This is a genomic window from Flagellimonas sp. 2504JD1-5, from assembly GCF_053618295.1.
Genome location: NZ_JBSIOU010000002.1, coordinates 1,218,764 through 1,242,046 on the forward strand (window position 1 = coordinate 1,218,764; position 23,283 = coordinate 1,242,046).

A 23,283-nucleotide genomic window follows, 5' to 3' on the forward strand; every position below is an offset into this window, starting at 1 on the left:
GGGATGAAATTTCAAGTCGTTTCAGATTTTAGCCCCACCGGTGACCAGCCCCAAGCCATTACAGAATTGGTCAATGGAATCAATGAAAATGAACCGCATCAAACGCTGCTGGGGGTAACTGGGTCAGGGAAAACATTTACAGTTGCCAATGTAGTGGAAAGAGTGCAACGCCCAACTTTGGTTTTGGCCCATAACAAGACCTTAGCTGCTCAACTTTATTCTGAATTCAAGCAGTTTTTTCCCAATAATGCGGTGGAATACTTCGTATCCTATTATGATTATTACCAACCGGAAGCCTATATTCCAACAAGCGGGCTGTACATTGAAAAGGACCTCTCTATAAATGAGGATATTGAAAAGCTAAGATTAAGTGCGACCTCTTCCCTTCTCTCCGGTCGTAGGGATGTTATAGTTGTTGCTTCTGTTTCGTGTTTGTACGGTATTGGAAATCCCATTGAATTTCAGAAAAATGTCATTTCCATCAAAAGAGATCAGGTAATCTCAAGAACAAAATTCTTGAAACAACTGGTGCAAAGCCTATATTCCAGAACAACTGCTGATTTCAGAAATGGGAATTTCAGAGTCAAGGGTGATGTGGTCGATGTATTTCCAGGGTACGCCGATCATGCGTTCAGGATTCATTTTTTTGGAGATGAGATTGAGGAAATTGAGGCATTGGACCCATTCAATAACAAGGTAATCGAGGTATACGATTCATTAAATATCTATCCAGCCAATATGTTTGTCACCTCACCCGATATTCTTCAAAATGCAATTCACCTAATTCAGGATGACTTGGTCAAGCAAATAGATTATTTCAAGGAAATTGGCAGGCCTTTGGAGGCCAAAAGATTGGAAGAGCGTACAAATTTTGACTTGGAAATGATTCGTGAACTTGGGTATTGCTCCGGAATTGAAAATTACTCACGCTATTTGGATGGCAGGGAACCAGGCACACGCCCTTTCTGCCTGTTGGATTATTTTCCTGATGATTATTTAATGATTATCGACGAAAGCCATGTTACCATTCCGCAGGTACATGCCATGTATGGAGGTGATCGCTCCAGAAAGGAAAATCTGGTGGATTACGGATTCCGACTGCCTGCCGCGATGGACAACCGGCCTTTAAAGTTTGAAGAATTTGAAGCACTTCAAAACCAAGTGATTTATGTAAGTGCCACTCCGGCAGATTACGAATTGCAATTGAGTCAAGGGGTTTATGTGGAGCAGGTAATTAGACCCACAGGATTGTTGGACCCGATAATAGAAGTACGACCTAGCCAAAATCAGATTGATGATTTGGTTGAGGAAATTCAACAAAGGGTCGAATTGGATGAACGCACCTTGGTAACCACCTTGACCAAACGCATGGCAGAGGAGTTGACAAAATATCTCTCTAGAATTGATGTACGTTGCAGGTATATCCATAGCGATGTTGACACCTTGGAACGGGTTGAAATAATGCAAGATTTAAGAAAGGGTATATTTGATGTTCTTATTGGGGTCAATCTACTTCGAGAGGGCCTAGACCTTCCCGAAGTTTCGCTTGTAGCCATTTTAGATGCCGACAAAGAAGGTTTTTTACGAAGTAATCGTTCCTTGACCCAAACGGTAGGTAGGGCCGCCCGTAATTTGAATGGAAAAGCAATCATGTATGCCGACACTATTACGGAAAGTATGCAAAAAACCATAGATGAGACCAATTACCGAAGGGAAAAACAGTTGAACTACAACAAGGAAAACAACATTGTTCCAAAGGCATTGAACAAAAACCTGGACAGTGCCCTGGCAAGAAATTCAGTTTCTACCTATCATTTTCAAAAGGAAGAACTAAGAGCGGCAGAGCCTGATTTAGAATATCTAACCTCGGGGCAAAAGGAAAAACTTATTCGTGAAAAGCGAAAAGCAATGGAAAAAGCAGCGAAAGAGCTGAATTTTATGGAGGCCGCCAAACTTCGGGACGAAATAAAAATGTTGCAAGAACAAGAATAAAAGAAAGCCCCACCGAGTGGCAGGGCTTTCCTCAACTAACCAACTAAACCAACCATCATGAAACACCTGGGAAGGTGTTCTTCATAAAAGTTAAACTATCCTATCTTAATCAATCTTTTGGGAGCAGGTAAGGCTTCTTCTTTTTTGGGAAGTGCCACTTTTAAAATCCCATCTTCATATTTTGCATCGATTTTAGAACCATCAACGGTTTCGGGCAGGGTAAATGCTCTTTTGAAAGATGCATAAGTAAATTCTTTTCGTGTGTAGTTTTCCTTACTTTCCTTATTCTCAGATTTCACTTCGCTTGAAATTGTAAGCACATCCTTGTCAACTTCAACTTTGAAATCTTCTTTTTTTCCTCCCGGAACCGCCAATTCCAGCTCAAAACCATCGACATTGTCTTTTATATTTACAGCGGGAACCGAATTGTTCCAATTATCAACGCCTCCAAACCAATCGGGGTTTAGAACATCGTTCATTAATGAAGGGAAAAACAAATTATTTCTTTTGACTAAACTCATGGTGATCAAATTTTATATTAAACATGTAAATCACCCTGATATAGTCAAACGCTATACCAATAAGAATTTAATGCCATTTTGGCATTTTATTAACAATTTTGGCTGTCATTATGACATTAATTGTAATGCGCCTTGAAAATATTGATCAACACTTCGGCAGGAACAACCTTATTTGGGTATTTGTGCATCACTTCTAGCACTTGTCCAATGGCGGAGGGTGGAAGTCCCATTGTCAGTCCAATGTTATATAAGGTATTAATCTCTTTTTGATGTTGCTCCTCGTCAATATTCATTAAAAGTAGGAGCCTGTGGAATTGTACAATCCGTTCCGCTTGCGACTTTAGGGTAACCTTGGGGGATTTTTGATTTAAAAGTTTTTCAAAAGTCTTCTCCTTAATTCCCAAACTGGACGCTACCCCAAGTAAAAACTGATATTCAGAATCCTTCAAGGTGTGGTCTACTCTCGCAAAGGCTATCATTTCAGAAAGGATACTTAATTTTTCCTCGAAGGTTCCCATATCGGTTTAGAGCTGATTCTTAATAAGATAACTCTTAAACCTCCCATTTTAGTGTATAGAACGTGAGGTATTGTTCCAAAATAAAAAAGGCAACGTTATATGCGCTGCCTTTTGAACATTTATTGAGGTGCAATTTAACTCAACACCTCTTTTACTTTATCCGCTGCTTCTTGGAATTGAACGGCTGAATGAACCGCCAATCCAGAATTATCTATAATTTCTTTGGCCAATTCGGCATTGGTACCCTGTAGTCTAACAATAATAGGCACTTGAATGGCGTCGCCCATGTTTTTATAGGCATCAACAACACCTTGTGCAACACGATCACAGCGCACAATTCCACCAAAAATATTGATGAGAATCGCTTTTACATTAGGATCTTTTAAAATAATTCGAAATGCCTCTTCCACACGTTTCGCATCTGCCGTACCACCTACATCCAAAAAGTTTGCCGGTTCTCCGCCAGCCATCTTAATCAAATCCATGGTCGCCATGGCAAGTCCCGCACCATTTACCATACATCCAACATTTCCATCCAAATCGACATAGTTGAGACCTACCTCTCGAGCTTCTACCTCAATTGGGTTTTCTTCTCGAAGGTCACGCATTTCTGCATAGGTCTTTCTTCGATACAAAGCATTATCATCAATGGAGACCTTGGCATCAACCGCCATGATTTTATCATCAGAAGTTTTTAAAACAGGATTAATCTCAAACAAACTAGCATCGCTTTCTTCATAGGCTTTGTAAAGTGCGGATACAAATTTTACCATTTCCTTAAAGGAAGCTCCCGACAAACCAAGGTTAAAAGCAATTCTTCTAGCCTGAAAAGGCAATAATCCTGTCGCAGGATCAATCTCCTCGGTAAAAATCAGATGTGGAGTCTTTTCCGCAACTTCTTCAATATCCATTCCTCCCTCAGTAGAGTACATTACCATGTTTCTCCCGGTAGCCCTGTTCAGCAAAACCGACATATAAAATTCATTGGTTTCACTATCGCCAGGGTAGTATACATCTTCAGCAATAAGCACTTGATGTACCTTTTTACCTTCTGCGGATGTTTGTGGAGTAATCAGGTTCATTCCGATTATGTTACCAGCAATCTCTTCAACTTCTTTCAAGTTTTTGGCCAATTTCACACCTCCGCCTTTACCACGTCCTCCAGCATGTACTTGTGCTTTTATCACATGCCACCCTGTTCCGGTTTCTTGGGTAAGTTGTTTGGCAGCATCAACTGCTTGTTTGGCGTTGCGTGCTACAATACCTCGTTGGATTCTAACCCCAAAACTGGCTAAAATTTCTTTTCCTTGATATTCGTGAAGATTCATTTGTGAATTGACTTTTAATTGGGGACAAAAATAGAAAACGACATTGACAAATTGAAGATGAAAAAGGATTAATTAGGATTGAAAGTTGTACGCCGCAAAACAGAAGCTGTACAATATACATCCACAACGTGTATTACATTCCAAAATCCTCAAAATCCAACGGGTCAAAATTTTTAAAATGACCGTTCATTTCAATAATATCCTTTGTTCGGTTTACCTCGCTCAATACCGAAGCTGTAGTTTCCAAATGCTTTTTAATAAATAACAATCTGTCCTTTTCGCTGGATATTTGAAGTAATTGGTATTCTTGCTCAAATGAGAGCCCCATTTTATGCGCAAGAATATAACTGTTGAATTGTTTTTCCGGAATTTTTGTGAAGGGCACATCCATTAGTTCGTACAAGCCCTCAATCTTTTGCATGACATCCAGTTTTAATTCTTCATCGGTATTGTTTTCAGAATCCAAAAATTCCACATCTCCACCAGCATAGAGCTTTCCTTCAAGTTGATTTTCGAAAGATAGAATTCTAAATACCTGCCTTGCTACACAAACCACATCCATCTCACCATTTTCATAGGTGGTAACCACCTCTGCCAACTGCACTTCAGTACCGTACGCAATGGTATTATCAATAAATACAGGTATTCCGAAAGTAATAGCCTCCTGTCTGCAATCACGAATCAATTGCTTATACCGCTCTTCAAAAATATGGAGCGGTACAGTTTCACCAGGAAAGAACACCGTCTGTAACGGAAATAGGGGTAATTTCATGCTGCGAATTTGGATTAAATGTACGATGTGGACTTTAAAAGAACAAGCTTGTCAAATTGATAAATGTTATTTTTAAAACAAATTGTTATATTAATATGATTTGATGTCATATTCTTGCCAAACTTGCTTTCAAAGTTTAGATTTGCTGGAAACAAATATAGCTTATGAACTCCCAAAATTTATTGAAGCTCGCCTCCCAATTCGGTGCTCCTTTATATGTATATGATGCTGAAAAGATTTCTTCCCAGTTTCAACGATTGACCAAGGCTTTTGCAGGAGTGGGAAGTTTACGATTGAATTATGCCGCCAAAGCGTTGTCCAATATTTCCATCTTAAGGTTGATGAACAGTTTGGGGAGTGGATTGGATACAGTTTCCATTCAAGAGGTTAAGCTCGGACTAATGGCGGGTTTTAAACCTGAGTCCATCATTTTTACACCCAACGGTGTTTCCCTGGAAGAAATAGAAGAGGCATCTGCTCTTGGAGTCCAAATTAATATTGATAATCTTTCCGTATTGGAACAATTTGGGAGCAAGCATCCCGACGTTCCTGTTTGTATCAGAATCAATCCACATGTAATGGCGGGTGGTAATTCTAAAATTTCCGTAGGCCATATCGATTCAAAATTTGGCATTAGCATCCATCAAATTCCACATTTGTTGCGGATTGTGGAGCTTACCAAAATGAACATCAACGGTATCCATATGCACACCGGTAGTGATATTTTGGATATTGATGTATTCCTATATGCCTCCGAAATTTTGTTTGAAACCGCCAGAAACTTTAAAAATCTTGAGTTTATTGATTTCGGCAGTGGGTTTAAAGTGCCTTATAAGGCTGGGGACATTGAAACCAATATTGAGGAATTGGGTAAAAAACTGACTCGTAGATTCAATGAGTTCTGCAAAGAATATGGCAAAGAATTGACCCTAGCTTTTGAACCCGGTAAGTTTTTGGTAAGTGAAGCAGGTCATTTTTTGGCAAAGGTGAATGTTGTAAAACAAACGACTTCCACGGTGTTTGCCAGTGTAGATTCAGGTTTCAACCATCTTATTCGTCCAATGCTCTATGGCTCTTCACATGAGATTGTCAATGTATCAAATCCGAAGGGCAAAGAACGTTATTACTCCGTTGTTGGTTATATTTGTGAGACGGATACTTTTGGAAGTAACCGCAGAATCAACGAGATTTCAGAAGGTGACATCCTTTGTTTTAAAAATGCTGGTGCCTATTGCTTTACCATGTCCAGTAATTATAATTCAAGATATAGACCCGCTGAGGTACTTTGGAACAAGGGAAAAGCATATCTTATACGTGAAAGGGAAACATTTGATGATATTCTCAGAAATCAAGTTGACGTAAAGGATTTATTTAAAAAACCTAAAGCAGCTGCAATAAAATAACATGGATGTATTGGCCATATTGATTTCAATTGTTTTGATTATTTTGGCCATACTTCATTTTTTTTGGGCTTTGTTTGGTATCAAGGAACCCGAAGCAGTAATTCCGACCCCAGTGGGAAACAATCAAGTAAAAACACCAAATAAAATCATGGCGGCCCTTGTAGGCGTAATTTTGCTTGGCTTTGCCTTTGTCTTCATTAATAAAATTATTAATTACGTCGATTTTGCTTGGTTGCGCTATGTTTCCATAGGGATTGGAGTTATTTTTATTGTCCGTGCATTCGGTGACTTTAAATATGTAGGCTTCTTTAAAACGGCGAGGAACAGCAAATTTTCCGCCCTCGACACAAGGTACTACTCTCCGTTATGTTTGCTTATGGGCATTCTTGTGCTTATCCTTGAGCTCATTGACTGAACACTATTTTGGCATAATTTTCGTTAGTTTTGTTATAGTCAGCTGACTAAACCCTCAAAATAAAGAGCGATGCGTGCAGTTTTTACCTACTTAACCCAGATTAGTTTTTTTCTTTTGTTTTTTGTCGGAGTTCAATCCCATGCCCAAAATGTAAAGTGGCTCAGTTGGAACGAAGCTGTTACATTATCACAAACCGATTCCAATCCCAAGAAAATGTTTATCGACGTTTACACAGATTGGTGTGGATGGTGTAAAAAAATGGACAAGGATACCTTTCAAAACCCGGAAGTGGCAGCCTATATGCAGGACAATTTTTATATGGTAAAGTTGGATGCAGAAGGCAAAGACCCGATTGAATTCAAAGGAAACACCTTTAAGTTCGTCCCTTCGGGCAGAAGAGGCTACCATGAATTTGCAGCAGCACTTCTTCAGGGAAAAATGAGCTATCCCACGGTAGTTTTTCTTGATGAAAAGTTGAATATGTTATCCCCGGTTCCCGGATATCAAAAAGCAAAGCCTTTTTTAGAAATTGCCCGTTATTTTGGAGATGATATTTACAAAACCAAAGATTGGCAAGCCTACGCAGGTAAATAAGGTTATCTACTATAATTTGGACTTTCTTTTGTGATGGTCACATCGTGCGGGTGACTTTCGTTGATGCCGCTGGCCGTAATTTTAACGAACCTACCGGATTCTTTTAAGGTTTCAATATCCTTGGCGCCACAATACCCCATTCCAGCACGCAGTCCACCAACAAATTGGTGTATACTTTCATACAATTCGCCTTTGTAGGGAACACGACCAACAATACCCTCAGGTACCAATTTTTTGATGTCGTCCTCAACATCTTGGAAATAACGATCCTTACTACCTTCTTTCATAGCCTCAACAGAGCCCATTCCACGATACGATTTAAACTTTCTTCCTTCATAAATAATGGTCTCTCCTGGAGATTCTTTAGTTCCGGCCAATAAGGAACCTAGCATTACAGTATCGGCTCCGGCGGCAATTGCCTTTGGAATATCTCCGGTATACCGAATTCCACCGTCTGCAATTACCGGAACGCCACTTCCTTTTATGGCAGCCGCCACTTCCAACACCGCAGAAAATTGCGGAAATCCAACGCCCGCAACAACACGTGTAGTACAGATAGATCCTGGACCGATTCCGACTTTAACGGCATCGGCACCTGCTTCCACCAAATATTTTGCTGCTTCGCCAGTAGCTATGTTGCCAACGATCACTTCCAACTGAGGGAAATTCTTTTTCACCTCTTTGAGCACTCCAACAACACCTTTGGTATGTCCATGAGCTGTATCGATTACAATGGCATCGACTCCTGCGTTGACCAAGGCTCCTGCTCTACCCACAGCGTCTGCGGTAACTCCTATAGCTGCGGCCACTCTAAGCCGACCATATTGATCCTTATTGGCAATGGGTTTTTGGGTCAATTTGGTGATGTCCCTAAAGGTTATAAGTCCAACCAACTCGTCATTTTTGTTGACAACGGGAAGTTTTTCAATTTTATTTTCCTGTAATATTACTTCAGCTTGCTCCAAGGATGTTCCCTCACCTACGGTGACCAAATTCTTAGAGGTCATAACCTCCCCAATTGGCCTATTTTCATTTTTTTCAAACCTCAAATCCCTATTGGTGACTATCCCTATCAGTTTTTTGCTCCCATTTACTATGGGAATTCCACCAATGCTATGTTCCCTCATGCTTGCTTTGGCATCCCGAACCAATGCATCCTTCGGAAGGGTAACGGGATCCATAATCATACCACTTTCCGCCCGCTTAACCTTACGTACTTTAACTGCTTGTTGCTCTACGGTCATATTCTTGTGCAAAACGCCAATACCACCTTCACGAGCCATGGCAATGGCCATTTGCGACTCGGTAACGGTATCCATAGCAGCCGAAACAATGGGAACATTAATGGTAATGTTTCTCGTAAATTTTGTTTGGATGTTAACTTCTCTGGGTAGTACTTCGGAAAATGCTGGCACAAGTAGGACGTCATCATAAGTAAGTCCTTCGCCAACAATTTTATTTAGGTGGGCTTCCATTGCAATTACGGATTAATTGCGTGCAAATATACCACTTTTAATTCAAGTGTATGTTCTTTGGGTTTTTCGGTTAATTTTAATTTATTTTTATTTAGACTTATTATAAATAATGAATACATTTACACCAAACTTACGACCTATGTGCGAATCTCAAAAAATTCTAAACCAAACCAAGAATGGAACCCTAAGTTTTTGCAACAACAGCAAGTTATTTCAACTGGTCTTCAATAATCTGTGTTTTGAATTGTACGAGTGGGAGCTGGACTCTTTCAAGTCCTACATTTCCCAACTTGATATTTCATACTGGGAAAACGAGTTCAAAAATTGGATTCATGAGCGTAAAATACCTATTTCTGTAGGCCAAAAACACTTTATAATCATCGTTAGCAAGCGAGAAATATTGGAAATCAAGCGGTTGCTATCCTTTAATTTGAAACGAGTGGAGTTTCTCGAATACGATGATATTAACTATACGTTTATTGAAAACTAGGCACTTAGCCTTTTATCACGTCGTTTAATACACTGTAAAAAAACAAGTAAGGCAGCAAAAGTGTACGTTAGCGTCATAAGTATACCGGAAAAAATCACGACGTATTTCATCCATAACATTCCCTTCCACATGAGATATATACCACCAAAGGTCAACAAAACGGAAAGAAAAGGTTCTATGGTCAAAAACAATTTCCATTTCTTCGGAAACTTGCAAATCCAAACCAATCCTCCCAACAGGAAAAAAATAAATGACATGGACAAAATGTGCGTATGAATTATGGTAAGCATCTCCCGCTCACCTTTTTCAAACTTCATTACGGTAGCACTTTCATCTTCTTCATTACCGAGGTAATTTTCTTCCAATCCGGCTGGAGTTACAGATTCGGTCTGCCCAACAAACAACAGTCCTGTAAAAAAACCAATGGAAAGCACAACAACAAATACGGCGATAAAAAGTCGGATTTCCTTGGGGAAAGTAGTCAGAAGACCATTATATACCATTATAATTGTCCTTTTTCCTGAAGAATGCCAATGGTTTGCAATAGGTTATCCATGGATTTGGTCATGGAGCGCACCGAGATGGTGGCACCTGAAATGGCATCGATATTCGTCTCGTGGCTTACTCTATCACCACCTGTTTTTCCAATAAACTGTTTGAGCCATCGCTTACTCCCAATTTCTCCGCCATATTCTTCACGATATATCAAAACCTTCGAATTCACCACCTTTAAATCACTATCAAAAACTACCAAATAATCAAATTTAGCAGTCTTACTAGGGGCCTGGTCCACAAAAGCATAGCCCAAAATTGAATCTTGTAGGTCAATCTTGTAAAAATTATCACCGGAAATCTTTGTGGGAAGAACCGCATTCAATTCCCTGGTGACTGTCATGGATGAAAGGTTAAAATCTGACACTTCAAAAGTCTTCTCAACCTCCTTTATCACCTTTTTATGTACACCTTTTGGAATGCTAAATCCAAAAAAAAGTAATACTACAAATAGCGATGCTAATGGTTTGACCAATTTCATGCCTCAAATATATTAATTTAGACTTATTATGAATAAAAATAAGTCAAAGAATCTTTCAACTGCATAAAAAAGGTGTGGTTAAAACCACACCCCTATTCCAAAATTAAGTCGGTCGGTGACGTCATCACCGTCCAAAGCATTGCTCCTGAACTGATAGTCTCCTTTAATAACCACTCCTGGGGCAATATGGTAGGTAAGTCCTGTTGTGACATCTGTACGATCGTAAGCCTCATTCTCCACCAATGTACCATCTGTATTGGCATGAGTATCATATTTTTCGTAGCGGGCAAAAGCAAATAGTTTTTGCCTTTTTCCGGTCGGAAGCAGGTTGTACGCACCTTCTACATACCATCCTTGCAAGGCGCTACCTAAATCCCTGCCAGTTAAATTGTTGTATGCCTCGGTATCAGATAATGAAGCATGTATAAACTGTCCACGAGCTGTAAAACGTTGGTAGGCATATCTCGCGTCCAAACCAAACATGGCCATTCCAATATCCGAACCATCGAACTGTTCTACATCATCTGCCGCTTGGGTACGGCCCAAGTATGTTGAAAAGCCAAGTCGCAAACCAGGAATTCCGTAATAATCCAATTTAGTGGCCAAATTTGGACTATCAATGGTGGAGCGAATCCCTTTTTGTCTTCCGCTGCGCAATCCATTGGAACCTTTTAATATACCTGATACTCCGCCTTCACCATCGGCTTCTGTCGATTTAAATCCATTGAACAAATAGGCTTGGTAACCCAGGGAAATGGAATTGAATCTACCTGTCACCCCCACTCCAAGTTCTCTCCAGGTAGTTGGAACGATTACATTGTCAATCGCAGGTCTTTCGGTTCCGTTGAAAGTGGTAGGTTCATGAAATTCATTGACAATTCCCATTGGAACCAGCATCAAACCACCACGGACATTAAAATTTGGTGCTGCATTATAGTTAATGAAAGCTTGTTCCACAAAAACTTCTTCCACATGCTCAAATTCAATTTCAGTTACAAACTGGGTGCGATCATCAAATCGATATCCAAAAAGAAGTACCAAACGTTGAACGTCTATCTCGCCATTTTCACCTTCAGGTTGATTGTATAGCATTTCACCATATGCACCCACCGTCACCGCAGATGCATAATTTCCCGACAGCAATCGTTGTGCCGCATTAATCTGTTTTTGGGGGTTTAAAGTGATGGAATCAGTTTGGGTTTGTGCAAAAATTGATGCCGAAATTAGCAGTGCTAAAAGAAGGGTGTACTTCCTCATTTGTTTAGGTATTATTATTTAGATTTATTTTAAATAAATTGATGGGAGCAAATATATTTCGTCCTTAGGAATAGACCAAATTTATTTAGACTTAATTTAAATAAAGTCTAAGAATTAACATTCTGGGTACTTTGAAACCTTCTGTTTCAGGCGATTAGTGATATGCAGAAAAAAGTTCTGTGGCCTTGTTATAAGCAGCTTCAAAAACCATCCAATTAACGCCCGAATCTGCTTTTTCTGAAGTGAAGTAAGAGAGCATTTTTTCGGTGGGCATGTTGCCGGTAAGTTCATCTTTGGCCATTGGACACCCGCCAAAACCTTGTACAGCACCATCAAACCGTCTACAACCAGCTTTGTAGGCAGCATCTACTTTTTCGTGCCATTTGGTCGGAGTGGTATGCAAATGTGCGCCAAACTCAATCTCTGGATAGCTTGGAATCAAATTGGAAAACAAATAGTTGATGACCTCAGGAGTTGAGCTTCCAATGGTATCGGAAAGGGATAGTATTTTGGTTCCCATCGTTGCCAACTTTTCCGTCCACTCCCCTACAATCTCTACATCCCATGGATCTCCGTAAGGGTTACCAAATCCCATCGAAATATAAGTTACCACCTCCTTATTGTTCGCATTAGCTATTTCCAAAATACTTTGCAAAGTTTCTACAGATTGCGCGATGGTTTTATGAGTATTCCGCATTTGAAAATTTTCGGAGATGGAAAAAGGATAGCCCAGATAGTCAATTGCTTTGTATTGGGAAGCATCACTTGCCCCTCGGGTATTGGCAACAATTGCAAGTAGTTTGGTTTTGGTTTTGGTCAGATCTAGTTGTTCCAAAACTTTGGCAGTATCCACCATTTGGGGAATAGCCTTGGGCGAGACAAACGAGCCAAAATCAATGGTATCAAATCCGCATCCCAAAAGTGATTGAATATATCTTGCCTTTTCTTCCGTTGGGATAAAGGTCTTTATTCCCTGCATGGCGTCCCTTGGACATTCTATAAGCTTTACTTTGGCCATAGTCTGCATAAAATTACCACTATTTATCCGATACAATTAAATAGATGGCTATTCCCACAAAAACAAAAATCTGAACCCATTTTAGATAAAATCCAGTTTTTGGGTTTCTCAATAAATAGTTTGAAATAGCTCCTGCCAAAATTGCTATGATCCCAAAAATGACAAATGCAATCAACATAAAAAGGAAACCAAGCACATAAAATTGAATAACCGGGTGCAGTTCAGAACTGAACAGAAAACCTGGAAAAAAAGCCAAGAAGAATATAGTCACCTTCGGATTAAGCACGTTCATGGTAAATCCCTTCCAAAACAACTTACCCAATCCTTGGGAAGAAGTCTCTTTTTTATCCACAGAAATTACCGAATCGCTCCGCAACACCATTACAGCTAAATACAAAAGGTAGGCAGCACCGAATAACTTGATCGCCCAAAAAAGCGTATCGCTTCTTTTGATTACTTCAGAAATGCCAAAAGCCAATAACGTAGTATGTACCAAACACCCACTGACCAAGCCTGCAACCGTGGCCAGTCCCGATTTCACTCCATTTGAAATACTTTGTCCAAGAACAAAAATATTGTCGGGACCGGGTGCAATGGCCAAGGCAGCGGAGGCCATTGAAAATCCAATTAAAATTTCGTAGTTCAATATCAGTAGTTTGCAGCTTGAAAAGTACAAAATAAATACGGTCATCATCCCTCACTTTTCAAGGTTTATGCGATGCATTTGCGGCATCGGTATATTGCCAATTTTTTAGACAATCTGCCAAACTTTTCTTCACAGACTTCCCTTTAAATAATAACCATTATATTTATCCTTGCCCATTTTGGTAGGGCAAATGATTGGATAGCTAGTTCAAATATATTGTGAAGAAAACCTCATTCCTATATTTATTGTTCTGTTGCATTTGTTTGCCATGTTTTGGCCAAATTATGGTAGACCCTGACTATACTGTAGAGCGCTTGGTGCGCGAAGTTTTGGTCAACAGTAGTTGTGCTGAAACCTCCAATTACAGATCATCAACGGGTACCGCTTTTGGAATTAATGGTATTGGCTATTTCAATGCCAATGAAAGCAAGTTTGCATATAAAGAAGGTATTGTTATTTCATCTGGTAGCGCCAAGGATGCTGAAGGTCCAAATAACGACATCAAATCATCGGGTGATTTGGAATGGTTGGGTGATAATGATTTATCGGAGGTTACACGTGTTGCAAGCCTTTTTAATGCCTCTTATATTGAATTCGATTTTGTTCCCAAAACCAATAGTATAAGTTTTAACTTTCTGTTTGCTTCAGAAGAATATTCAGAGGCCTATCAATGCATCTATTCCGACGTATTTGCATTTATTTTGACAGATTCAAGCGGGAATTCGACAAATCTGGCACTAGTTCCCGGCTCGGAAGATCGTGTTTCTGCCACGAGCATCAGACCAGGCGTCCAAGATATGTGCGATGCACGAAATCGAGATTTTTTTGGAGGCATCAACGGACTTTCATCCAATATCTCAATGACTGGAAAAACCAAGAGTTTGGTTGCAGAATCTGAGGTAAATCCCGGTGAAACCTATACCATAAAATTGGTTATCGCCGACAATTTGGACTCTCAACTAGATTCTGCTGTATTTCTTGAAGGAGGTAGTTTTTCGATAGATGTATCCTTGGGGGACAATAGAACGGTCAGGAATGGTAATCCGCTTTGCGAAGGGGAAGTTTTTGAAATGGATGCTACCGCTTCTGGAGCATTACATTATAGATGGTTCAGAAATGATATTCGCTTAAACCACTTCGACGACCTTCCTATAGTTTCTGTTACCGAGGGTGGGGTTTACGAGGTAGAGGTGGAATTTTCCCCTACTTGTATTTCAGAAGGAAGGGTGGAAATAGAATATGTAGCTCCCCCACAAATTGCAGAGTCTCCTATTGACCTTAATGTATGTGATTTTCAAAACGAAGGTCAAGGATTTGTAGATCTTACTGAAAATACGGCTCGGATTGTTGGACTGCAAGACCCAAGCATCTATCGTGTATATTATTACAGATCTATGGAGGATGCTGAAAACTTCCAAAATGTCATTGGTGTACCCGCCAAATATCTAATGAGTCAGCCTACTGAAACAATTTATGCCCGAATTTCTTCAGGAAGAAGCTGTTATGAAATAACTTCTTTCAACATCAACCTGCGTCAACTTGATTTTTCACCCACCTTGCAAGAGGAGTATGTCTTATGTTTAGATGGTAGTGGCAATCCTATTGAGCCACGTCCACAACTGGATACAGGACTTTCTATAGCAGATTATACTTTTAGTTGGTATCACAACTCCATCAATGAGGAGAATCTCATTGTAAATGAAGATCAACCTTTTTACATTCCATCTGAGCGGGGAATTTATCATGTAGTCATTGAAAATCGTACGTTCAATTGCGAAACATCGCTGGCCACAAGTGTAATCACCTCGGAACCACCATCAGTTTTTGAAGTGAATGTGTTAAGCGATCTATTTGCTGATAACCATGTGGTATCCATCGACGTTGAAGGACCTAGCAATTATTTGTACAGTTTGGATGGATTTACGTTTAGTGAAAACAACGTTTTTTCAAATCTAGATCCAGGAGGGCATATTGCGTACGTTCAAGATTCGAATGAATGCAGTATCGTCTCCAAAAAGTTCTTTATTGTGGATTATCCACGATTCTTTACTCCAAATGGTGATGGTGTAAACGATACCTGGAAAATAGTAAGTCTATTTGAAATTGAAAATCCAGAAATAACCATTTTTGACCGATATGGGGTAATCCAGCATCAATTCAACAATGAAATGGGCTGGGATGGAACACTTCGAGGAAATAAAGCTCCTTCTACAGATTATTGGTTTAGATTAACCTATGACAATCAAGAGGGTATTAGAAAGGAGTTTAAAAGTCACTTTACCTTAAAACGCTAGGGCAATGACCACATCGCCCTGTTACGATCTTTGGAGAATAGCTTTGTTAATATTTTTCACTAGCGCTGGCCCTTCATACACAAAACCAGTATATAATTGAATTAAATCCGCACCAGCATCCAGTTTTTCAAGCGCATCTTCAGGTGAGTGTATTCCCCCTACTCCTATTATGGGAAAAGCTTTGTTACTTTTTTCCGCCAAGAATCGGATTACTTCGGTACTTCGGTCAGTTAATGGTTTTCCGCTAAGTCCACCTTTTTCTTCGGTTAAAATGAGATGTGATTTCAGCCCCTTCCTTGAAATTGTGGTATTTGTGGCTATTATTCCATCTATTTCGGTGTCTTTGACAATTGAAATGATATCCATTAACTGGTCATTACTTAAATCTGGAGCAATTTTCAAAAGAATTGGTTTCTCCTTCTGATCTGATTTATTAGCCTGTTTGGTGTTTTGACGCTTTAGTTTTTCAAGCAAATTGGTCAGTGGTTCCTTGTCTTGCAGTTCACGTAGTCCTGGAGTGTTGGGAGAACTCACATTGACTACAAAGTAATCTACATGGTCAAAGAGGGCCTCAAAACAGATTAGGTAATCCTTTATCGCATTCTTGTTGGCGGTGATCTTGTTTTTACCAATATTGCCCCCGATCAGTACGCGGTGCTTCTTTTTCAATTGCTCGGCAGCTTCAAAAACACCTTTATTATTGAAACCCATCCGATTGATAATTCCTTGATCATCCAAAAGTCTGAACAGCCGCTTCTTCGGATTTCCTTCTTGTGGCTTGGGGGTCAAAGTTCCAATCTCAACAAAACCAAAACCAAAATCAGACAATTCATTGTACAAACGGGCGTCTTTGTCAAAACCAGCTGCCAATCCCACCGGATTCTTAAATGTCAATCCAAAAACCTCTCGTTCCAGTTTGGGATCATTTACGCCCCATATTTTTCTAAAAAGACGATTAAACCCAAATCTGGAAAGCGTCCGAATTGCCCAAAAAGAAAAATGGTGAGCAGCCTCAGCATCGAGTAAAAAAAGCATTGGACGGATAAGGAGCTTGTACATTTAAAAAATTTTGAACAAAAATATAAACTCTGAATTCACATTGTAAGAAATAGGTTATTTTTCGTCAAGTAACCTATCTAAATGAATAGGCCTCAACATCATTTGTTCACAAAGTTCCATATAAAGATTGTATTGTTTATTGTTAAAAATGGAAAGTAAGCGTTTGTCCAGCATTCTCACATTTTGTCGCATACTGTCCAAAAGGCCTCGATATTTATGGGACATGGAAAGTAGATCTTCTGGCGAACTCTGCGCGTTGCGTTTTAGTAGAAATTTTGCCTGATCCTTTAAATATTGATTCCTAACCTTCAGTTCCGCACTCCAGTTTTTAAGTTTTTCCAGTTGCAGCTCATTGAGTTGGAAAACTTCGGCTATAGCATCATCATTTCCTCCGCCTATTCCCAATGCGCATTCCTGCTGAGCGGAGCAAAAAATCCCCGACATCAATATGACGTATAAAAAGATCTTTCTCAATTTGGTTGGTATTCAAGAAAGGAAAGATACCTTTTAGACCGATTTTTTTCCTAAAATCACGATTGAATAAACATTATTTTTGATGAAATGCACATTATGGAAAAATTGTTGCCCCGATTTCTGGAATATGTTTCAATAGACACTCAAAGCGACCCCTGCTCAAAAGCTACACCCAGCACAGAAAAGCAGTGGGATTTGGCCAAAAAATTGGTTATGGAACTGCATCAAATTGGAATGCAGGAAGTTTCCATTGACGAGCATGCCTATATCATGGCCACACTTCCCAGCAACATAGAAAAATCCGTTCCCACTATTGGATTTATATCCCATTTTGATACCACTCCTGATTTTAGTGGTAAAAATGTGAAGACGAATATTGTAAAGGACTATGATGGAAAAGATATCATCCTCAACAAAAAGAAAAACATAGTGCTTTCACCGGACTATTTTGAGGACCTTTTGCAATACCAGGGCCAAACCTTGATCACTACGGATGGTACCACATTATTGGGTGCTGATGATAAGGCCGGAATTGCTGAAATCATCACAGCTATGGAATATTTGGTGAAACATCCCGAGATCAAACATGGAAAAATCAGAATTGCATTTACTCCTGATGAAGAAATAGGACGTGGAGCACACAAGTTTGATGTGGAAAAATTTGGTGCGGAATGGGCGTATACGATGGATGGAAGTCAGGTCGGCGAACTGGAGTTTGAGAACTTTAATGCCGCAAGTGCCAAAATCACGATAGCAGGGAAAAGTGTACATCCGGGCTATGCCAAGGGAAAAATGGTAAACGCCATTGGTATTTCCAATGAATTTATGAGTTTGCTTCCCTTAAGGGAGATCCCTGAGCATACTACCGAAAGAGAAGGTTTTTTTCACGTGCACAAAACAAGCGGTGAAATTGAAAACGCTGAAATTGAGTTGATCATTCGAGATCATGACGAGGAACATTTTAAAGCTCGAAAAGAGTTGTTGCATGACATCGCCGACAAGCTCACCAAAAAATATGGCGAATGCATCGACCTTCAAATAGAAGACCAATACCGAAACATGCGTGAAAAAGTGGAGCCGGTCTTTCATATTGTAGAAATCGCTAAAGAAGCCATGGAATCTTTAGGGATAGAACCGATTATCAAACCCATCCGTGGCGGCACCGATGGCTCCCAATTGAGTTTTATGGGCCTACCTTGCCCAAATATTTTTGCTGGAGGACATAATTTCCATGGAAAATATGAATATGTTCCTCTAGAAAGTATGGAAAAAGCTGTACAGGTCATTGTAAAAATCTGCGAACTGACCGCAATTCAAATAAAGTAATATGGAAAAAGCTGAAAAACTAGAAGCATATTACCAAACCGAGCATCGTTTCAAGGCTGAAATTAATGCCTTAAGAAAATTGGCTTTGCAAACTGATTGTGAAGAAGCCTACAAATGGAACTTTCCGGTGTACACCGTAAATGGTAAAAATGTATTTGGCATCTGTAGATTCAAAAATCATTTTGGGGTTTGGTTCTTTAATGGTGCTTTGTTGAGCGACCCAAAAAAACTATTGAGCAATGCCCAAGAAGGAAAAACCAAAGGCATGCGACATTGGAAACTGGGGTCCATGGATGATATTGATTCCCAGGAAGTGCTCAACTATATAAGTGAGGCCATCGAAAATCAGAAAAAAGGACTTGCGATTGTACCTGAAAAGACTTCCAAAGAGGTACAAGTTCCTGTCTTGTTGGAGCAAGCGCTAACCGAATATAAGGCAACTAAAAAAGCATTTGAAAAACTTTCACCCCATAAGCAAAAAGAATTTTGCGAATATATAGCCGACGCCAAACAAGAAAAGACAAAAGTCCGAAGGTTGGAAAAAATCCTTCCCATGATTGCAAAGGGGGTTGGTCTAAATGATGCATATAGATAAGAGCCTACGTCACACTAAGCCCATCGAACTGTTGTTCAAGGAAGGGAAAGCGCTAATTTTTCGTTCCATCAATGTGTAACCCACCTATTTGTTTGTGGTGGAATTTTTAACTTAAAACTTGTAACTTCCCTAGTCGGTCGACAGAACTCATTAAAACGAGCAATATCTTAAAGGGTAGCGGTAAAAAAACTCTTTACAAACACTAATCGACAAACAGAATATCAATCTAAAAATTCTATTTATGACTGAAATTAAAAAAGAATACACCAATGGAGAATTAACTATTGTTTGGAAACCAAAAAAATGTATTCATGCTGCTGAATGCGTAAAAGCTCTTCCAAAAGTTTACGATCCAAATAGAAAGCCATGGATAATAGCTGAAGGAGCAGATACCTTAGCTTTAAAAAATCAGATAAATAAATGTCCATCCGGAGCGCTGACATACTTTATGAATGGAGAAGAAAACAAAGAAGAACATTCTTTAGAGACGAAAGTGGAGGTTTTGGAAAACGGACCTTTGTTAGTATATGGAACACTTAACGTAAAAGACAAGGATGGTAAATCTGAACGGAAGAATAAAACCACGGCATTTTGCAGATGTGGGGCATCAAACAATAAACCGTATTGTGATGGTTCACATATTCAGGTAAATTTTGAAGGTTAATTTTCATTGAAAATATAGATGCTTCACTTCATTTACCAACCTATGATCTCCATCGTTTTGCTTACCCCATTTTTGGTAGTTTCCAGCCATTATGATAGGTTGTTTTTAAAAGGGCATCGGCATCCGATTTACTAAAGCTGTTTTTTGCTTCATCCCAAAACAATCGTTCCCCGGTCTTATAGGCAATGTTGCCCATATGACAGACTTTAGCTGCATCGTAACCTACTTTTATAGGTGCCCTTAATATGGTTTTATCGCGCTGTTTTACGGCTTCAATAAAATTGGCGGTATGCAAATCCAATCCGTTTCCCGTGTTAGGTTGTAATGGGACAGGTTCAATTTTGGGCCCAAGATCCTCGCTCCAGTTGGGACGATTTTTTTCTGGAATCACTTCCCAGCCTCCCCTGTCAAGCACCAAAGTTCCGTTGTTCCCAATAAATGCGATTCCATGATTTCGTCCGTAATTGCCCCCATCAATGCCCGTAGCATGTTCCCATAACAATGAGAAATCGTCAAATTCATATACCGTTTGCAAAGTATCTGGAGTTTCGGAAGCATCATCGGGATATGCAAATTTTCCACCTAAGGCCATCACGGATTTTGGAGTCGATGCTTTCATTCCATAAAGGGCGTAATCCACCAAATGTACCCCCCAATCCGTCATCAATCCACCCGCATAATCCCAAAACCATCTGAAATTAAAGTGAAATCTATTTTGATTGAACGGGCGCTCTTGCGCGGGACCCAACCACATTTTATAGTCCACACCTTTTGGAACTGGTGCATTGGGTAGCACAGGTACTGGTTTCATCCAACCTTGGAACGCCCAGGCTTTGGCCATACGTATTTTGCCTAAAGCTCCTGAGTGGACATAATTTATGGCATCCACAAAGTGCGGCTGACTACGTTGCCACTGCCCGATCTGCACCATACGGTCATTTGCGTTCACCTTGTTCAGCATCATATCACATTCCACGATAGAATTTGCAATGGGTTTTTCGCAATACACATCTTTACCGGCATCAATAGCATCAATTAATTGAAGGCAATGCCAATGATCAGGGGTTCCTATAATTACGATATCCAAATCTTTATTTTCCAAAAGTTTCCGATAGTCTTTATATAGTTTAGGCTTTTTAATTTCGGCTTTTTCCAAATCCGCTACGCGTTGTTTGAGTACATTTTTATCTACATCACAAAGACCCAAAACATTCACCTCTGACATTTTTAGCATGGAAGTGAGATTCGCAAAACCCATTCCTTTGCAACCGATCAAGCCAACATTAATTCTATCGTTGGCCCCAACGGGTTTTCGAATTGTTGCCAAAAGGTCTAATGGGAATACTGTGGAGGCAGCCAAACTACCCATAAACAAAGCATTTCTCTTAATGAAGTTTCGTCGGTTTTCCATAATAAAAATTGATATCCAACAAGGTATTACTTTTTTACATTCTTGACCAAAACAAAAAAGCACCCTTTTAGGGTGCTCTTTTTTTCAACTATTTAATATTTTTTACTTTTTTGCTGGAGCTGCCAATTTTTTGCTCATCTCCATGGAGATTGCAGAACGGTCAAATTTTAAACGACCTGCCATAGTTTCAATGACGCAAGAAAAATCTTTGTCGTTCAATTCAACTATCTTTCCATGAAGACCACTTTTGGTGATAACCTTATCACCTTTTTTGAGCTCCGAAGTAAATCTTTTCTCATCCTTCTGACGTTTCATTTGTGGGCGGATCATAAAAAAATATGCCACCACAAAAATCAATATCAGCGGAAAAAACTGTCCGAGGTTTTCCATTTAAACTTTAACTCTTATTTAACAGGACCAGCCTGCTGAGCTGCATCTTTTGGGTTAACAAATGCTTTGATTCTTAACAATTCTGTACCCTTTTCGGTGTTGGCGGTAACCGTTATGGTTTTGGTTACTTGATTTTGTCCAGAGCCATTAAATTTCACCAAAAGCTCACCGGAATCACCTGGCGCAATCGGCGTGTTTTTTGGGTAATCTGGAACGGTACATCCACAGCTACTTTTGGCATCTGTAATGATCAATGGTGCATTACCGGCATTGGTAAATTTGAACACCGTTTCCTGCGGTGTTCCTTGGGTTATGGTGCCGAAATCGTGCTCAGATTTTTCAAAGTTCATAATAGGAAGCTGCTTTTGAGCTTCATCCCTATCCGTAGCATTTTCAACGTTGTCTGCAACTATTTTGTTCGAGGCCTTGTCTTTGCAGGATACGCTTACCAGCGCCACTGCCATAATCAAACTTAAAATTGTTGTTATTTTCTTCATGATAAAATTAATTTTTCCAAAAATAAAGAAATATTGTTTATTGAAGTCCCCTTCCAATTTTTTGCAACCTTCCGGTTGACTTATATTCTTTTGCCAATTTATCCAAAACGCCATTGATAAAAATGCTGCTTTTTGGGGTTGAATATTCTTTGGCTATTTCCAAGTATTCGTTCAACGTAACACGCTCAGGAATGGATGAGAAATTCAGCAATTCACAAATGGCCATTTTTAAGATGATGGAATCTATTTCTGCAATACGATCATTGTCCCAATTTGGTGTTTTGCCTTCAATTTCCTTTTCCCATTGCGCATCGTTCAACAAGGTTTTTGTAAGCAATTCATTTGCGTACTCCATATCTTGTTCATCTTTGAGCAAAGAGGGCAAAAAGAAGCTGTCATTAGATGATGCTTTGGCTTTTCGAAGCCTTTTTACCAAAAAGGTATTCACAATTGGAACGTCATCGACCCAGGTAAGTTTATCATCTTCAAAATACTCATAGATCTTATCATTAGGTGCTATGATTTCTTTATAAAGCTGAAGGATAACTTCTTGGTCATTTTCATATCCCTTTTTTCCATTGTACATGTACTTCTTGTAGATATCACTGGCAACCACCTCTTTGTATATGATCTTTACATACTCTTCATTGAGGTACCAATTGTTCAATTTTCTTTTGGAAAGTTGTTTTTGAAGCAACTGGTTGGTGGAAATCTGGGTAAGTAATTGATTGTTCACAAATTTCTCTGGGTCAGGGAAATCATCTTCTTCACTGGCCAAATATTTTTTTGAAGCGTGTTTGGCGTGCTTTTCAGCAAGTTGATGCAATTCTGACAATAGGCTCAAAACCAGCAGATAGAGCACATACATATTCTCTATACTGACTTTTAGAAACTTCTGTTGCTTCTCCAAAGAATCATCCTTGGATTGGATCAATGCGTAAATGCATTGCATCACTTTTACTCTGATATGCCTTCTGGTAAGCATTTTAAAGAACTTTTAAAGTCTATGATTGGCTTTCACTGCGCAAAAGTAATCTTATATTTCAATCCAACCTACCAAAGTTGCTTTCTTATCAGTTTTATAACATTTACTTTGTAAGCGATAGCATAT

Annotated in this window: 25 protein-coding genes; 9 read left to right on the plus strand and 16 right to left on the minus strand. The window is 39.5% G+C overall.

Going from position 1 to position 23,283, the window contains the following annotated elements:
* Positions 1-3 precede the first annotated feature (3 nt).
* Positions 4-1,992, plus strand: coding sequence for an excinuclease ABC subunit UvrB (gene uvrB / locus ACULLG_RS14975; protein WP_452127609.1), 1,989 nt, complete (start codon positions 4-6; stop codon positions 1,990-1,992).
* 95 nt (positions 1,993-2,087) lie between these two features.
* Here uvrB and ACULLG_RS14980 read toward each other — a convergent pair whose 3' ends face one another.
* The 4 genes from ACULLG_RS14980 to ACULLG_RS14995 all read right to left on the minus strand — a co-directional run bounded on the left by ACULLG_RS14980 (position 2,088) and on the right by ACULLG_RS14995 (position 5,131).
* Positions 2,088-2,513 carry an Hsp20/alpha crystallin family protein gene (locus tag ACULLG_RS14980; protein ID WP_452127610.1) on the minus strand — a complete coding sequence of 142 codons (426 nt, stop codon included), beginning with the start codon at positions 2,511-2,513 and terminating at the stop codon, positions 2,088-2,090.
* Between the two features lie 116 nt (positions 2,514-2,629).
* Positions 2,630-3,031: a TerB family tellurite resistance protein gene (locus ACULLG_RS14985; protein WP_452127611.1), complete on the minus strand. Its 402-nt coding sequence runs from the start codon at positions 3,029-3,031 to the stop codon at positions 2,630-2,632.
* Between the two features lie 134 nt (positions 3,032-3,165).
* Positions 3,166-4,359: an ADP-forming succinate--CoA ligase subunit beta gene (sucC, locus tag ACULLG_RS14990; RefSeq protein ID WP_452127612.1), complete on the minus strand. Its 1,194-nt coding sequence runs from the start codon at positions 4,357-4,359 to the stop codon at positions 3,166-3,168.
* 133 nt (positions 4,360-4,492) lie between these two features.
* Positions 4,493-5,131 (minus strand): LON peptidase substrate-binding domain-containing protein, encoded by a 639-nt coding sequence (locus ACULLG_RS14995; protein WP_452127613.1) that lies wholly within the window; start codon positions 5,129-5,131, stop codon positions 4,493-4,495.
* A gap of 164 nt (positions 5,132-5,295) precedes the next feature.
* Here ACULLG_RS14995 and lysA point away from each other — a divergent pair, with 164 nt between their 5' ends.
* From lysA to ACULLG_RS15010, 3 genes are all read left to right on the plus strand, one after another.
* Positions 5,296-6,534: a diaminopimelate decarboxylase gene (lysA, locus tag ACULLG_RS15000; RefSeq protein WP_452127614.1), complete on the plus strand. Its 1,239-nt coding sequence runs from the start codon at positions 5,296-5,298 to the stop codon at positions 6,532-6,534.
* A 1-nt stretch (position 6,535) separates the two neighbouring features.
* Positions 6,536-6,949, plus strand: a complete 414-nt coding sequence (locus tag ACULLG_RS15005; RefSeq protein WP_452127615.1) for a DUF3995 domain-containing protein — start codon at positions 6,536-6,538, stop codon at positions 6,947-6,949.
* Positions 6,950-7,018: 69 nt separating this feature from the next.
* The gene (locus tag ACULLG_RS15010; protein ID WP_452127616.1) at positions 7,019-7,543 is read left to right on the plus strand and encodes a thioredoxin family protein; all 525 of its coding nucleotides are present in this window, start codon (positions 7,019-7,021) and stop codon (positions 7,541-7,543) included.
* Between the two features lie 2 nt (positions 7,544-7,545).
* On the opposite strand, the gene guaB is transcribed toward ACULLG_RS15010, so the two are convergent.
* Entirely contained in the window at positions 7,546-9,018 is a 1,473-nt protein-coding gene (gene guaB, locus ACULLG_RS15015) for an IMP dehydrogenase (protein WP_452127617.1), read from the minus strand.
* A 139-nt stretch (positions 9,019-9,157) separates the two neighbouring features.
* Here guaB and ACULLG_RS15020 point away from each other — a divergent pair, with 139 nt between their 5' ends.
* Positions 9,158-9,508, plus strand: a complete 351-nt coding sequence (locus tag ACULLG_RS15020; protein WP_452127618.1) for a DUF6686 family protein — start codon at positions 9,158-9,160, stop codon at positions 9,506-9,508.
* On the opposite strand, the gene ACULLG_RS15025 is transcribed toward ACULLG_RS15020, so the two are convergent.
* From ACULLG_RS15025 to ACULLG_RS15045, 5 genes are all read right to left on the minus strand, one after another.
* Positions 9,505-10,011 carry a hypothetical protein gene (locus ACULLG_RS15025; RefSeq protein ID WP_452127620.1) on the minus strand — a complete coding sequence of 169 codons (507 nt, stop codon included), beginning with the start codon at positions 10,009-10,011 and terminating at the stop codon, positions 9,505-9,507. The two genes, ACULLG_RS15020 and ACULLG_RS15025, sit on opposite strands and share 4 nt — an antisense overlap.
* Positions 10,011-10,541, minus strand: coding sequence for an FMN-binding protein (locus ACULLG_RS15030; RefSeq protein ID WP_452127621.1), 531 nt, complete (start codon positions 10,539-10,541; stop codon positions 10,011-10,013). Before ACULLG_RS15030 ends, ACULLG_RS15025 begins: the two co-directional genes overlap by 1 nt.
* 78 nt (positions 10,542-10,619) lie before the next feature.
* Positions 10,620-11,798 carry a hypothetical protein gene (locus ACULLG_RS15035; protein WP_452127622.1) on the minus strand — a complete coding sequence of 393 codons (1,179 nt, stop codon included), beginning with the start codon at positions 11,796-11,798 and terminating at the stop codon, positions 10,620-10,622.
* A 154-nt stretch (positions 11,799-11,952) separates the two neighbouring features.
* Entirely contained in the window at positions 11,953-12,816 is an 864-nt protein-coding gene (locus ACULLG_RS15040) for a hydroxymethylglutaryl-CoA lyase (protein WP_452127623.1), read from the minus strand.
* 19 nt (positions 12,817-12,835) lie between these two features.
* On the minus strand, positions 12,836-13,462 hold the full coding sequence (locus ACULLG_RS15045; RefSeq protein ID WP_452127624.1) for a LysE family translocator: 627 nt from the start codon (positions 13,460-13,462) through the stop codon (positions 12,836-12,838).
* A gap of 284 nt (positions 13,463-13,746) precedes the next feature.
* Here ACULLG_RS15045 and ACULLG_RS15050 point away from each other — a divergent pair, with 284 nt between their 5' ends.
* On the plus strand, positions 13,747-15,756 hold the full coding sequence (locus ACULLG_RS15050) for a choice-of-anchor L domain-containing protein (RefSeq protein ID WP_452127625.1): 2,010 nt from the start codon (positions 13,747-13,749) through the stop codon (positions 15,754-15,756).
* Positions 15,757-15,777: 21 nt separating this feature from the next.
* Here ACULLG_RS15050 and ACULLG_RS15055 read toward each other — a convergent pair whose 3' ends face one another.
* Both ACULLG_RS15055 and ACULLG_RS15060 read right to left on the minus strand, forming a co-directional pair.
* Positions 15,778-16,815, minus strand: a complete 1,038-nt coding sequence (locus ACULLG_RS15055) for a quinone-dependent dihydroorotate dehydrogenase (RefSeq protein WP_452127626.1) — start codon at positions 16,813-16,815, stop codon at positions 15,778-15,780.
* Between the two features lie 54 nt (positions 16,816-16,869).
* On the minus strand, positions 16,870-17,289 hold the full coding sequence (locus ACULLG_RS15060) for a hypothetical protein (protein ID WP_452127627.1): 420 nt from the start codon (positions 17,287-17,289) through the stop codon (positions 16,870-16,872).
* Positions 17,290-17,385: 96 nt separating this feature from the next.
* Between ACULLG_RS15060 and pepT the strand changes: the two genes are divergently transcribed.
* From pepT to ACULLG_RS15075, 3 genes are all read left to right on the plus strand, one after another.
* Positions 17,386-18,615 carry a peptidase T gene (gene pepT / locus ACULLG_RS15065; RefSeq protein WP_452127628.1) on the plus strand — a complete coding sequence of 410 codons (1,230 nt, stop codon included), beginning with the start codon at positions 17,386-17,388 and terminating at the stop codon, positions 18,613-18,615.
* Between the two features lies 1 nt (position 18,616).
* Positions 18,617-19,210, plus strand: coding sequence for a YdeI/OmpD-associated family protein (locus ACULLG_RS15070; RefSeq protein WP_452127629.1), 594 nt, complete (start codon positions 18,617-18,619; stop codon positions 19,208-19,210).
* Between the two features lie 241 nt (positions 19,211-19,451).
* A complete protein-coding gene (locus ACULLG_RS15075; RefSeq protein ID WP_452127630.1) occupies positions 19,452-19,874 on the plus strand; it encodes a (4Fe-4S)-binding protein in 423 nt (140 codons plus the stop codon).
* Positions 19,875-19,935: 61 nt separating this feature from the next.
* Here the strand turns inward: ACULLG_RS15075 and ACULLG_RS15080 are convergent, their stop codons facing one another.
* The 4 genes from ACULLG_RS15080 to nusB form a co-directional block, all read right to left on the minus strand.
* Entirely contained in the window at positions 19,936-21,285 is a 1,350-nt protein-coding gene (locus ACULLG_RS15080; protein ID WP_452127631.1) for a Gfo/Idh/MocA family protein, read from the minus strand.
* 102 nt (positions 21,286-21,387) lie between these two features.
* Entirely contained in the window at positions 21,388-21,675 is a 288-nt protein-coding gene (yajC, locus tag ACULLG_RS15085) for a preprotein translocase subunit YajC (RefSeq protein WP_452127632.1), read from the minus strand.
* A gap of 14 nt (positions 21,676-21,689) precedes the next feature.
* The gene (locus ACULLG_RS15090) at positions 21,690-22,172 is read right to left on the minus strand and encodes a DUF1573 domain-containing protein (RefSeq protein ID WP_452127633.1); all 483 of its coding nucleotides are present in this window, start codon (positions 22,170-22,172) and stop codon (positions 21,690-21,692) included.
* Between the two features lie 37 nt (positions 22,173-22,209).
* Positions 22,210-23,157: a transcription antitermination factor NusB gene (gene nusB / locus ACULLG_RS15095; RefSeq protein WP_452127634.1), complete on the minus strand. Its 948-nt coding sequence runs from the start codon at positions 23,155-23,157 to the stop codon at positions 22,210-22,212.
* Positions 23,158-23,283: the final 126 nt, after the last annotated feature.